This window comes from Enterococcus sp. DIV0213h (genome assembly GCF_051711285.1).
In the GTDB taxonomy this organism is placed as follows: Bacteria; Bacillota; Bacilli; order Lactobacillales; family Enterococcaceae; genus Enterococcus_D; species Enterococcus_D casseliflavus.
Window position 1 is genome coordinate 1,671,552 of record NZ_JBIOMH010000001.1, and the last position, 13,549, is coordinate 1,685,100.

The window sequence follows — 13,549 nt, forward strand, 5'->3', positions numbered from 1 at the left end:
TTTAAGCTGCTAGTCCCATGATAGAAAGACCAAGAAAAAAGTGGGGGAAGCAAATGAAGAAAAAAGGGAAGCTTGTTATCGGTACTACCATGATTCTACTTTTTGCGGCAGGTTTTGCTGTGTTGAGAAATGATCATTTTGTTCAAGAAGAGACCCAAGAAAGCACGGCTCAAACCGAGTCGGACGCTCAAGCAGAAGAGGTCGCACAAACGGCAAGCATGGTCCAAATTTACGTGGATCCCTCAGAATACGATGCAGCGATTGAAAGTGAGAACGATTATGTATCGATCTATCAGACAACAAGTCAAGAAACCGTCATCGGGAAGATCCACCGTGGAAGTTGGGCAACCGTACTTAGTCAAACAGAAGAGATGGTTGAAATCCAAACTGACGATGGAATAACGGGTTACATTGAAAAGCATTCTGCATCCATCCAAGAAGTTCCACTTTCGGAGACTCCAAAAAAATTGTCAGACTTTAAAGTCGTTCTTGATGCGGGGCACGGCGGCGAAGATTCTGGGGCACTGTCAACGGATCAAACGATCATGGAAAAAGATTTGACGTTAGCCACCGTCCAAACGATCGGCGAAGTACTGACCCAAGCGGGAATTCAAGTCAGATATACACGCACCGAAGATCGCTATTTAGCGCTGTCTGAAATTACTGCAGCTTCACTCTCGGAGGAACCAGATCTATTTATCAGCATTCATTTCGACAATTCAGAGCTACCAAACAGCAATCAAGGACTGACAACTTACTATTACTATACTGGGGCAAAAGAGATGGCAGAAACGATCACTTCCAGTTTGAGTAGTTCAGTGGCATTGAGTTCCAACGGCACTCGTTTTGGTAACTATTATGTTTTACGAGAGCAATATATTCCAGCAGTTTTGTTGGAGTTAGGTTATTTGAACAGTGACAGTGATTTAGCGGTGATTACAAGTGAAGGCTATGATCAAAGGGTGGCGCAAGCGTTGCTTACAGCGATTGAAGAGATCGTTGAAGCAGAGGAATAAAAAGCAGCGACCACAAAACAGAGAAAGGATCTGTTTTGTGGTCGCTGTTTTAAGTAATCACAGCTCGTTAAAAGGTTTTGCTCATTTTGATATGGGGCATATCCGAGTCTAAAAAGACATCGCCTTCAGGCTGATAACCTAACTTCAAGTAAAATTCTTTGGCAGTTAACTGTGCCCCTAATGTGACTTTTTTGATTCCTTGTTTTTGAATGAAAGCTTCCGCTCCCTCGATCAACTGCCTGCCGTAGCCTGAACCTCGATGAGCAGCTGGCACCGCCATTCGCTGTAATTTCACCTCATGATCAGAGATCGGTAAAAAACGTAAGGTTGCGACTGCTTCATTGTCATCGTCATATAAGACGAAATGAACAGCCAATGCCTCATTTTCATCTACTTCTAATGCTAATGGAACCCCTTGCTCTTTCACGAACACTTGATTTCGTATTTTCAATGACGCCAAATAGATCTCACTTAGCGTATCTTTTGTTTGTGCGATATGCATAAAAAAACTCACCTCAGCTATGATTTCTCCGTTATTTTTATTAGTATACCACTTTTTTTACAAATTTCTTTTTTTTTGCGGCTAAAGTCGCAAGCTTTTTTTTACAAAATCAACTATAATGTTATAAAAAAGGGAGGGAATCTTTTGTTCGACAAATTCAAACAATCAAAACTGTTCTTTTGGTCATTGGAAGCATTGGTTTTAGTGACACTCGTGTTTGTGTTAAGTAAAGTCAATTTTCTATTTGCACCGATCGGCACGTTTTTTTCTACTTTATTTGCACCAGTATTGATTGCTGGCTTTCTGTATTATCTGCTAAATCCAATCGTCCTATTTTTGATGAAAACGACAAAAATAAAACGACTGTTTGCTGTCATATTGGTTCTATTGTTATTAGTAGCAGCAATCATCTTGATTTTCGTCAGCGTTATTCCTAATCTGGTGAGTCAGATTACTTCATTGGCGGAAAATATTCCAACATTTGCCAAAAATATGGAAAGCTGGATCTCAAGAATCGCAGATGATCCATTTTTCAAACAAATCGATATCGCGCAGCAGTTAGAAAACCTAAATCTTTCTTATGGTTCTTTGCTGCAGCAGTTTCTTAGTGGGTTATCCACTAGCTTAGGATCGATCGTCAGTACGATTGCTTCCGCGACGATGATCATCGTTACAGTCCCATTCATCCTTTTCTATATGTTGAAGGATGGAGAAAAGCTAGTTCCTAATCTGAAAACAGTCTTTCCAGAAAGAAGACGAGAGCAGATTGTTGGGTTGCTAGGTGATTTAAACAAGACACTATCCAATTACATCAGTGGGCAAGCGATCGAATGTATTTTTGTCGCTACCTTCACGTTTATTGGGTACTGGATGATCGGCGTCAACTATGCCTTTCTTTTTGGGGTGATCGCAGGGGTCACAAACTTGATTCCTTATTTAGGTCCGTATCTTGGCTTGATTCCAGCAGTCTTAGTAACGGTCTTTGATGAACCGTTCCGCGCATTGCTGTGCTGTGTCGTGGTACTAGTCGTCCAACAATTAGATGGAAATGTTATCTACCCGAATGTGATCGGAAAATCATTAGCGATCCATCCATTAACGATCATCTTGGTTTTATTGGTCGCTGGAAATCTGGCAGGTTTGCTGGGAATTTTCTTAGGAGTACCGTTTTACGCAATTTGTCGGACGATCGTGGTCTTTATTGTTCGTCTGATCAAAGATGACAAAATCAAGAAAAATCAAGAACGGTTGATCGAGTAATCAATGACTGGTGTTTTTTATTGCAAAGAAAAAAACTTTGTGATAGGATTTTATCGTGGGCTAAGCCCACGATTTTTTTTAGAATATGAAAAAATAAGGAGAGAATGCTATTATGAATGCTGACCCCGAGAGTCAGTCGCTTCTAGCGCAAATTTTATTATTGATCGTTTTGACATTGATCAACGCTTTTCTAGCGGCCTCTGAGATCGCAGTCGTCTCAGTCAACAAAAACCGTGTGGAGCAAAAAGCGGAAGAAGGAAATGTCAAATCACAAAAATTATTGAAAATCATTGATAATCCAACAAATTTCTTGTCAACGATCCAAGTTGGGATTACCTTGGTGAATATCTTATCTGGGGCATCTCTGGCAGATACCTTGTCGACCCGTCTGGCACCTTTATTAGGTGGAGGAACGGCGGCTAAAAGCTTAGCGAACATTATCGTTTTAGCGATCTTGACCTATGTGTCGATCGTTTTCGGTGAGTTGTATCCAAAACGTATCGCCATGAACAAATCAGAAGAAGTTGCCCAGTTCACTTCTGGTGTGATTCGAACGATCGGGATTATTGCAAAGCCCTTCGTCTGGTTCTTATCTGCTTCAACAAGCTTATTGGCGCGGATCACTCCAATGGAATTTGACGATGAAGACACAAAGATGACCCGTGATGAAATGCGGTATATGTTGGAAACAGAAGGAGTCTTCGAAGAAGATGAATTAGAGATGCTGCAAGGGATCTTTTCATTAGATACGAAAGTCGCCCGTGAAGTCATGGTTCCTCGAACCTCTGCCTTTATGGTGGATATCAATGACTCAGTAGAAGAAATTTTGACTGAAATTTTAGCAGAAAATTATTCTCGTATTCCTGTATATAATGAAGATAAAGACAAAGTCGTTGGGATTTTGCATACCAAAAACCTTTTGAAATGTGCCTACAAATACGGCTTTGAAACAATGGACATCAAGCAGATCTTGCAAGAACCACTGTTTGTGCCAGAAACAGTCTTTATCGATGATTTGCTTTATGAATTAAAGAAAACCCAAAACCAAATGGCGATCTTGCTTGATGAATACGGCGGAGTCGTTGGGTTAGTTACGTTAGAAGACTTGCTTGAAGAAATCGTCGGTGAGATCGATGATGAATCCGATGAGGTCGAAGAGCTTTATGAAAAAATCTCTGATAAAGAATACGTGATCCAAGGTCGGATGCTGATCGATGATTTCAATGAAGCTTTCAATATGAGCTTGCATATGAGCGACGTCGATACGATGGCAGGCTACTTGATCACTGCTTTAGGAATGATTCCAGATGAAGGAGAGAAACTTTCCTTTGAAGTGGATAACGTGAAATTGATTTCTGAAGAAATGGAAGGATCACGTGTCTTGAAGATCCGTGTAATCTTCCATGATCCAGAAGAAGGCGAAGTGGAACCAGAAGAAGAACGCCGCTATTTCCGCAAAGATTTTGAGGAAGATGAGCCTCGCCGTTAAAGTTCCGCATGAATGAAATGAGAAAGACCAAGGCAACTGCTTTGGTCTTTTTTGTTCCTTTTTTTTACTTATTCCCCTTGATTTGTTTGTAAGAAACGGTTACGATAAATCTAATCAATAATACAGTTTAAAAACAGATAAAAAAACACATGTATCTTATCGTTAAGCAGTTTGATTGCAATTTTCCGTAAGAAAAGCGAGAATATCCATAGAAATCTAATGAGAACGAGGGGCTTGAAATGAAATTTTACCGTATGCTTAGTGATGATATCCGTTACAATTTGGCAACTGAAGAGTATTTAATGAATAACGTAGATGTTTCAGAACCTTGTCTTCTGTTATACATACAAAAACCATGTGTTATAATCGGCAGAAATCAAAATGCGTATCAAGAGATTGATTTTGACTATTTAAGGAGTCGCAATATCGTGTTGACTCGCAGGACATCTGGCGGTGGAGCAGTTTATGACGATCTAGGCAACATGAGCTTTAGTTTTGTCACCAAAAAAGATGCCACGAGTTTTGGTGACTACCAAAGTGCAACACAACCGATCATGAAAGGCTTAGCGGCAATGGGAGCCAAGGAGGTAGAAGTACATGGCCGCAATGATCTGTTCATTGATGGGAAAAAGTTTTCTGGCAATGCGATGTATACAAAAAAAGGTCGAACGTATTCTCATGGCACATTGATGTATGATGTGGATCTAGAAGAATTAACAAAAGTCCTACACGTTGCCCAAGAAAAAATTGCCTCTAAAGCAACGAAATCCGTACGGAAAAGTGTGACGAATATTAAACCGTATTTGGCAGAACAATACCAATCAATGGATACCAAGGCATTTCGAGACACACTCCTTTGCCGAATCTATGAAGTAGAATCGATTGATGAAATCAGTGAGCAAGAGATCGTCTTGACGGATGCGGATCGCCAAGCGATCCAAACGTTGTTTGAAGAACGTTACGCGAACAATGAGTGGATTTTTAATGAAGCGCCTGCTTTTGAATGGCAAAAAAGAAACCGGTTTGCGCAGGTTGGGATCGTTGAAGTCGATTTTACTGTCAACAAAGGCAAGATTGCAGCGATTCAAATTACCGGTGATTTTTTTGGACAAAAAGAGATCAGTGAACTTGAAGCGATGCTACGAGGTATTGATTTTGAACAAAACACCATTAGCCGCTTGCTAAAGGATATTGCCATCGAGCAATTTATCCATCAGATGACTAACGCTGAATTTCTTGCGTTGCTGTTTGATTAGGAGGAAAAAAGATGCTAGAAGCCATCAACATCACAAAGCGTTACGATCGAAGCGTCCTAGATAGTCTTTCTTTTGCTGTTCAGCCGGGGGAAATTGTTGGGGTCGTTGGCAAAAGCGGCTCGGGGAAATCAACGTTGCTTCGGCTTTTGAACTTAATTGAGACACCTGACAGTGGGGAGCTGTTCTTTGACGGGAAACGAATCGATCCCTTAAACAAAAAGCAACTGCTACATGCGCAGCAGGAAATCGGCATGATTTTTCAAAATTACAATCTGCTACACAATCGAACCGTTTTTGAAAATGTCTATTTGCCCTTGAAGTTAATGGGGAAATCATCAAAGAAGGTGTTGGAGATGCTTTCATTTGTTGGGATGGAAGACAAAGCCGATATCTATCCGGCCAAGTTGAGCGGTGGGGAGAAACAACGAGTAGCTATCGCACGGGCGTTGATCCGTGAGCCGAAAATCCTGCTGTGTGACGAACCCACTAGTGCGCTGGATGAAGATACGAAAGCCGATGTACTTGCTTTACTGCAAAAAGTTCAACAGACGTTTCAGCCAGCAGTCATTTTCGTTAGTCATGAGCTAACCGCAGTCAGACAAATTTGTCAACGTGTGTTTGTATTGGAAGATGCCGTCTTTGCGGCGGAATTTGTCAATCATCCGCAGCCAATTGTCCGCAAAGAAAGCTCTTATGTGGACAAAGTGGAGAGGAGTTTGCTGCATGACGATCAGTGAGAGTATTTTGTATTATCTGCCTGAATTACTTCAGTCTTTGAAAGAAACAGCGATCATGATGGGGATTTCGATGCTCGCAGCCATTGTCTTAGGACTACCGCTAGGTGTCTGGCTCTTTCTTAGCCGCAGTCGTGGAAAAAAAATCTCATTTCTTTATGAGGGTTTGAATCTCGTTGTGACGATCATCCGCTCGTTTCCGTTTCTATTATTTGTCGTAGCCTTGATCCCACTGACGCGAATGCTTTTAGGCAGCTCATTTGGACCGATTCCCGCCAGTTTCCCTTTGAGTATCGTTGCTATGAGTATTTTTGCTCGCTTGACGGAGCAAGTACTGCTGGATGTCCCAGAAGAAGTTTCTTATTTGGCGAAATCCCTTGGCGTCAGTCAATGGCAATACGTTTGGTCGTTTTTACTAGTGGAAGCTAGAAGCGGCTTGATTTTATCTTTAACGACGACAGCAGTCAGTATGGTTTCTTATTCGACGGTGATGGGGATCGTCGGCGGTGGTGGTATCGGCGATTTTGCGATCCGCTATGGCTATCAACGCTATGAATATGGCGTCATGTATTTTGCAATTATCATCATGATTCTTTTGGTCTTTATCCTGCAAGGGATTGGCAATCAAGCAGCAAGAAAACTTGATAAACGAAAATAGGAGGAATGAAAGTGAAAAAAGGATTTGTTTTAGGATTGAGTGTATTGGCATTAGGTGTATTGGGGGCTTGCGGTACGGGTTCGGATGAGGCGAGCGAAGAGAAAATCATCAAGGTCGCTTCGCAAACGACGCCAATGACCGATGTCGTAAAAGTTGCAGCGGAAGCAGTGGAAGATGGCTGGGAAATCCAGTTGGTCCAAGTCAATGACAATATCCAGTACAATGAGCTGCTGAATAATGACGAGGTCGATGCCAACTTTGCGCAACATGAACCATATATGCAAATGTATAATGAAGAAAAAGATGCAAACCTAGTGGCGTTAGATAAAATCTACAACGCAAAAGTCGGTTTTTATTCCAAAGAGTATACGGATATCAATGATATTCCAGAAGGAACAAAAGTTGCATTGCCGAATGATGTGTCTAACGAAGGTCGAGCGTTAGCGATTTTAGCAGAAGAAGGATTGATCACCCTTAAAGATGGCGTTGGTGTTAATGGAACACTTAAAGACGTTACCGAAAATCCCAAAAACTTTGAATGGTTATCTGTTGATTTACTGAATCTTGCGGAAGCCTATGATGAACCGAATGTATCCTTGGTATACAACTACCCAACCTATATCGCGAAAATCGGTTTGAAACCAGCCGATGCCCTTTTCTTAGAAAAAACGATCGATGATCGCTTTGCTATCTCATTGGTTGCTCGAGAAGACAATCAAGATTCTGAAAAAATCGCCGTTTTGCGCCGTGCCATGACTAGCGATAAAGTTCGCGAATTTTTAGAAAACGACCATAGCGATACCTTATTGCCAGCATTTTAATTTCTTTCCATCAAATGGAAAGAACGCCCTTTGCCTAACTCTGTAAAAGAGAGTAGTCAAAGGGATTTCTTGTCTTTTTTTGCTTTTTTATCACCCTTATCCATGATATACTGATTTGGTCAGAAAACTAGCGACAGGTTAAAATAGATACTGTTCGCATTGTAAATACAAGAAATGGAGCAATAAAATCAATGGATAATCCAAAATTAAAACAACAAGTTGATAGTCGCCGTACCTTTGCGATTATTTCCCACCCGGATGCGGGGAAAACAACCATTACAGAACAATTATTATTATTCGGTGGCGCGATTCGCCAAGCTGGTACGGTCAAAGGGAAAAAGACTGGGAATTTCGCAAAATCCGACTGGATGGAAATTGAAAAACAACGGGGGATCTCCGTTACCAGTTCTGTTATGCAGTTTGATTACCAAGGCAAACGGGTCAATATTTTAGATACCCCTGGGCATGAGGACTTTTCTGAAGATACCTACCGTACCTTGATGGCGGTGGATAGTGCGGTCATGGTGATCGATAGCGCAAAAGGGATCGAAGCGCAAACGAAAAAACTCTTCCAGGTCGTTAAAAAACGCGGTATTCCGATTTTTACCTTTATCAATAAACTCGACCGTGATGGCCGCGAACCATTAGAATTATTAGAAGAACTAGAAGATCTTTTAGAGATCGAATCATTTCCAATGAATTGGCCGATCGGCATGGGGAAAGGCTTGGAAGGACTGTATGATATCCATAACCAACGGGTCGAATTTTATCGTCCAGACAATCACGGTGGGGAACGTTTAGTTGCCCTAGATGAAAATGGACAATTTCCTGCAGATCATCCATTTGCCGAAGATGGGCTGTTCCAACAAGTTTTAGAAGAAGTAGAATTACTGCAAGAAGCTGGCGATGCCTTTGATACAGAAAAAATCGCACGAGGCGATCAAACACCCGTGTTCTTTGGTTCCGCCCTTACGAATTTCGGCGTGCAGACCTTTTTGGAAACCTTCTTGTCCTTTGCACCAGCGCCTTACGGTCACAAAACTTTGGCTGGTGATGAAGTCAGTCCATATGAACCAGAAATGTCTGGGTTTGTGTTCAAGATCCAAGCAAATATGAACCCTGCCCATCGTGACCGGATCGCCTTTGTCCGTATTTGTTCAGGAACCTTTGAACGAGGCATGGACGTGACACTTGAGCGTACTGGCAAAAAAATGAAACTCAGCAATGTGACACAATTCATGGCAGATACCCGAGAAAATATTGAAGAAGCAGTCGCTGGGGATATTATCGGGGTTTATGACACGGGAAATTATCAAATTGGCGATACGATCTATGAAGGAAAACTAAAAGTTGCTTACGAAGAGCTACCATCATTTACTCCGGAACTCTTTATGAAAGTCACTGCAAAAAATGTGATGAAGCAAAAATCTTTCCACAAAGGAATCTATCAGTTGGTCCAAGAAGGGGCTATCCAGTTGTACAAGACGTATCTTAGTGATGAGTATATCATCGGTGCTGTCGGGCAACTGCAATTTGAAGTTTTCCAATATCGCATGATGAATGAGTACAATGCCGAAGTCATTATGACCCCAATGGGCCACAAGATCGCTCGCTGGATCGATCCGAAAGACTTAGATGAGCGCATGAGCTCAAGCCGTAATATTTTAGCGAAAGATCGTTTCGATCAACCATTGTTCTTATTTGAAAATCAATTTGCAATGCGTTGGTTCGCTGACAAGTACCCAGATGTCGAATTGAAGAGCTTGATGTAAGAGCTGTTTCCCGCGAGACTGTCTAGGTATGCGCAACTTTGTACGTAAGGCTGTTCTTTTTAATTGAACGATCGTAGAAAGTCCTTTCTTATCCAAATGGATAAGAAGGGGCTTTTTTTTGCTGAAAACGTGCTTTTGATACAGAAGGAAGGTTGCATGATTGGGGGCAATCGTCCAATGATCAGACAATTATCCTAATTTATAACCATTCTTTTAAAAGAAGATAAAATGAGTCGGAAAAAGAGCGTAGTATTAAAGGTGACCACAAGGAAATGCATTTGAAATGAATAGAAAAAGATCATAGGCACATTTGATGATTCAGGAAATTTTCACTTGTTTGAAAGTAGAGGAAAAGCAGAGAATAGATTGCCAGTGATAAAGGTCGTTTAATCATTTGATTGAGGGACATGTTTTTTTTGTCAGATGCTACTAGTGAAGATATCTGTGTAGGATTTGTTTATAGCCCTTGAAACTTCATTTGAAGCACTTCTAACAGATGGCTTAAGTTTTCAGTTGGTGAACCATGGCTTCGGGACTCCAAAATGAATTAGTCTTATTGCTAGTTTACAGTTATCTATCTATCGATTTTGCTAAAGCGAATGATTATTTTTTAAATAAAAGTGATTTCTGAAAGAAGAAAGGGGACCAGGTAGTGCTAAAAAGTTTGTTATTCATATTTTCGGCGATATGTTTCTTTCCAACAATAGAGGCTGCAGCTGATGAGGTTTCCGAAACGTTGATTTTTGATTTGAACACGATTGACTTTAAGGACGAACACTATTATTTGTTGAAAACCACACAAGATCTTCAGCTGACTGTCGATAGCAACGGCAGTGAAGGTGCTTTTGACGTAACGATCACGGCTGTCGGAGAAGGATTTTCAGCAGAACTAAACAGCGTGAGCGGTTCGGAAGAGATGATCATTCAGATTGAGGATACTGATGAAGCATCAATGATTCTTAATGTAGCTGCAACATTGAACATAAAGGAATATCTTGATGCCAACTCTGAGTACTACCTATTAGTCACGTTTACAGCAATTGATGATTCAGAGACCTTTACGAAAGATATAAAAATGAATCAGACGGATGAGGAAAAAGAGGAGATTCCAGACGAAAACTTGACAGATGAAGACCAAGAGGATGAAAAGCAAGAAGACGATGGCATTGAAGATGAATCTGAACGCCCAGAGGAAGAAGACTCATTAGAGAATGATTCATTCAGCCAAGAAGAATCACTTGAGGATATCAATGATGATACTGTCCATGAGGATCGTTTAGAGGAAGAGTGCCAGTACGAGATAGCGACAATTTTTACAAAAGAAGTGATTTTTGATAAAAGATATGTTTAAAACTAGTGTAGAAAAAACCGCTTAGCTGAATAGGAGCGGTTTTTTTGCACATCTTTTTCTAATACTAGGTGAAAAGTGCTTTTGCTGAATAAGTTTGAGACTAATTGGTGGTACTAAAAAAAAGGAGCTTTGAAGCGACCTCCAAAAGTTAGTCCTAAAAGCTAACTTTTGGGGTCACAACACTAGCCCTCTCTTTTTCTTTTTGATTTAAAAATATAGATGACTGCAGCTGCCAACGCTGCAACGAGAACAAAGATAATCCAGATAAGGATTTGATTATTTGTCTGAACATCGGCAGTGTTCGTTGGACGGTTCTCTTTTTTGAAGTTATCCAAGTCTTCTTTCTCATAAGAAAAAGTAGTCGTGATCGCTTTTCTAGTTGTTTCTATAGTTAAACGGTATTCGCCTTCAATAAGTTCACTATCGTCTATTAAAGGGATCTGCATTCTTGATTTGGTCAACGGCGTTAAAAGAACGGAATCTGCTAACTCGCCAGAGGCAATTGTTTCTCCATTTGGATTTATTAGTTCGTAAAGCGCATTGTTCAAGTTGCCTAAAATAGGATTATAGTTGAGGGCATAAAATTGTAGATTTACTGTATCTTGAAGCGCAACAAAGGAGAAGTCTTGATAAATAATATCTTGAATATCCTCATATTCGCTAAAAATTAAGTTGATAAAAATGATAGACTCGTAGGCAGACGCAATACTAATAGAATCTTCAGCTGTTTCAACACCTAATATTTGCTTAAAATTAATTCCACCCATTACAGTACCTTCAAGCTCTATGTCGTCTGGAACATTTATGGTAATGCTGACACCAACAGATTCATTAGGGGCAATTTCTATTTGATTCTCCTCGTCTATAGCATCTGAAGCGATAGTAACATAATTTGAAAAGTCGTATTTATCATCGAGAAGGTTCTCTGTATTCGAGGTGTACAAAATAGAGGATTCTCTTGAAATAGCAGTTGAAGAAAAGGGAGTGACCGCTATTGATGAATCACCAGCTCCAATGTTTTCCAGTTTAATTTCAAATGTATACTTTTTATCAACATCAGAAGGAAAAGTAAGAGTATTTCTTGATGTTTCATATTCGGTATCACTAAGTGATAGTTTTAAAGTATTCGTCGTCTCATTCGCTGTTGCAATACTTATATTTATATTTGCGATTATTGTCAATATGAGGAAGAACACAGAAACTCTTAGAAAAGAGTCTCTGTGTTTTGATATTTTATCCATATGCTATCCTTTTTTTTAAATTAAAATGTATCGCCATTGCCAGTGTCAGGAGTATCTGATGCAATAACTGTGATAGTAGGCGTGCCTTCGTCTAGCAAAGCAGTTTCACGATTGAATGTGAAGTTAACGGACGCGCCTTCTGTTGAACGAGCGATAGGGTCTGCAGTTATTGCTGGCAAAGAGATTTCTTTCAGTGAATCTGAGAAGTAGATACCATCAGATTCAGAAGAAACTCTAATGGTAACGCTCATAGGGACACGAGTCAAGTTTGTTAATATTCCACCAACGTTTTCAATAGTTCCTTCCTGAGTTCCATCCAATAAGGCGTCACTAATTTCGAATTCATTTAAAGTCAAGGTGTTAAATGTAAAGCTAGCACCATTTTCTGGTTCGGTGATAGTAACAGCGATTGGGGGAGCGGTAACCGGGTCTCCAATAGTCGCTGACGCAGTGATTCCTCCTACTAGTAGTAAAGATGTTGCCAATGTAGTACCCAAAATAACTTTTTTCATAATAAAACCTCACTTTAATTTTTGCAGATGATTTACTGCTTAAATAAAGTATACAATGATGGTGTATTATGTTATTATCCGTTTTTTCGCTATTTTTAATGAAAAAGTAGAAAGTATTTTATTAATCTGATTTTTTTATAAAATAATTTAATTAAATATTCTAGTAATCAAATGATGTTGATTATCAAGTCGACCGATCTTTTTGTCTATGAATTATCAATTCGGTAATAATGACTATGAAAGTAAATTTGTTGCAGGGGTATATTTTGGTATTTATTTTAAGTCAAAGCCTTCTCAGAGTTGAAAGAATTGTCGTTCCAACTAGGATGGGACCTAAAAAAAGAAAAAAATGTTATTCGTAGTCTCTGAGAATTTGCTCTGAACCAGTCGCTGTCAGAGAAACCAGTTCTGAAAATTCATGTCTGATATTTCTTTAGTGAACACCTGCAATTCAATAGAAACCAACTTTCTATCATTTTTAAGAACCTATTTTGGCAGTAGCTTTACGCGTATGAACAGTTGCGTAGGGTGGGGATTGAAAAGTATGATTCTATTTATGCGTTCCTATTGGATAGGTATATCGAAGTTACTTATGAAAAAATATCAATTAACGTTTTCATTCAATTAGTAATCTGCACCTACAATTCTTCTAGCTTCAAGCGACAGAGACATCAAGGGTTACTCCTGTGTTAATAAACGTTCATGTTTGTTTCATTATAAAGAAATCTCAAAAAACTAACTGTGTGGGATGGCTATCTCATGAACCCTAGATTTTAATAGAAAGCATCATTTTTTAGGAATATACAATCAGACTCTTTGAAGAAAGCTTTGAAAGAGTTTTTTTGTCTTTCTCAATTTTATGAAGTTGCCACTTGTTTCTAATCGTCAGGTCTTTTAGTCAGTAGAAAGAAAAAGAGTGACAATGATTATTTTATTT

At 39.8% G+C, this 13,549-nt stretch carries 12 protein-coding genes; 9 read left to right on the plus strand and 3 right to left on the minus strand.

What is annotated here, in order from left to right:
• The first annotated feature begins 53 nt into the window (after positions 1-53).
• Positions 54-1,016 (plus strand): N-acetylmuramoyl-L-alanine amidase, encoded by a 963-nt coding sequence (locus tag IGI77_RS07540; protein WP_034858007.1) that lies wholly within the window; start codon positions 54-56, stop codon positions 1,014-1,016.
• Between the two features lie 67 nt (positions 1,017-1,083).
• On the opposite strand, the gene IGI77_RS07545 is transcribed toward IGI77_RS07540, so the two are convergent.
• Positions 1,084-1,518 carry a GNAT family N-acetyltransferase gene (locus IGI77_RS07545; protein ID WP_438769798.1) on the minus strand — a complete coding sequence of 145 codons (435 nt, stop codon included), beginning with the start codon at positions 1,516-1,518 and terminating at the stop codon, positions 1,084-1,086.
• 144 nt (positions 1,519-1,662) lie between these two features.
• Between IGI77_RS07545 and IGI77_RS07550 the strand changes: the two genes are divergently transcribed.
• The 8 genes from IGI77_RS07550 (at position 1,663) to IGI77_RS07585 (ending at position 10,859) form a co-directional block, all read left to right on the plus strand.
• The gene (locus tag IGI77_RS07550) at positions 1,663-2,778 is read left to right on the plus strand and encodes an AI-2E family transporter (protein WP_005225866.1); all 1,116 of its coding nucleotides are present in this window, start codon (positions 1,663-1,665) and stop codon (positions 2,776-2,778) included.
• A gap of 112 nt (positions 2,779-2,890) precedes the next feature.
• Complete coding sequence (locus IGI77_RS07555) at positions 2,891-4,267, plus strand: hemolysin family protein (RefSeq protein WP_005225867.1); 1,377 nt, start codon at positions 2,891-2,893, stop codon at positions 4,265-4,267.
• Between the two features lie 239 nt (positions 4,268-4,506).
• Positions 4,507-5,523, plus strand: a complete 1,017-nt coding sequence (locus IGI77_RS07560; RefSeq protein ID WP_438769799.1) for a lipoate--protein ligase — start codon at positions 4,507-4,509, stop codon at positions 5,521-5,523.
• Between the two features lie 11 nt (positions 5,524-5,534).
• Positions 5,535-6,260 (plus strand): methionine ABC transporter ATP-binding protein, encoded by a 726-nt coding sequence (locus IGI77_RS07565; RefSeq protein WP_438769800.1) that lies wholly within the window; start codon positions 5,535-5,537, stop codon positions 6,258-6,260.
• Entirely contained in the window at positions 6,247-6,915 is a 669-nt protein-coding gene (locus IGI77_RS07570) for a methionine ABC transporter permease (protein ID WP_010748069.1), read from the plus strand. The genes IGI77_RS07565 and IGI77_RS07570 overlap by 14 nt, the downstream gene beginning before the upstream one ends.
• A gap of 5 nt (positions 6,916-6,920) precedes the next feature.
• Positions 6,921-7,736 (plus strand): MetQ/NlpA family ABC transporter substrate-binding protein, encoded by an 816-nt coding sequence (locus IGI77_RS07575; RefSeq protein ID WP_142968365.1) that lies wholly within the window; start codon positions 6,921-6,923, stop codon positions 7,734-7,736.
• A gap of 191 nt (positions 7,737-7,927) precedes the next feature.
• Complete coding sequence (locus IGI77_RS07580; protein ID WP_005225872.1) at positions 7,928-9,508, plus strand: peptide chain release factor 3; 1,581 nt, start codon at positions 7,928-7,930, stop codon at positions 9,506-9,508.
• A 652-nt stretch (positions 9,509-10,160) separates the two neighbouring features.
• Positions 10,161-10,859, plus strand: a complete 699-nt coding sequence (locus IGI77_RS07585; RefSeq protein ID WP_438769801.1) for a hypothetical protein — start codon at positions 10,161-10,163, stop codon at positions 10,857-10,859.
• A 182-nt stretch (positions 10,860-11,041) separates the two neighbouring features.
• Here IGI77_RS07585 and IGI77_RS07590 read toward each other — a convergent pair whose 3' ends face one another.
• Both IGI77_RS07590 and IGI77_RS07595 read right to left on the minus strand, forming a co-directional pair.
• Positions 11,042-12,100 carry a WxL protein peptidoglycan domain-containing protein gene (locus tag IGI77_RS07590; protein WP_438769802.1) on the minus strand — a complete coding sequence of 353 codons (1,059 nt, stop codon included), beginning with the start codon at positions 12,098-12,100 and terminating at the stop codon, positions 11,042-11,044.
• Between the two features lie 20 nt (positions 12,101-12,120).
• Positions 12,121-12,612: a hypothetical protein gene (locus IGI77_RS07595; protein WP_438769803.1), complete on the minus strand. Its 492-nt coding sequence runs from the start codon at positions 12,610-12,612 to the stop codon at positions 12,121-12,123.
• Positions 12,613-13,549 lie beyond the last annotated feature (937 nt).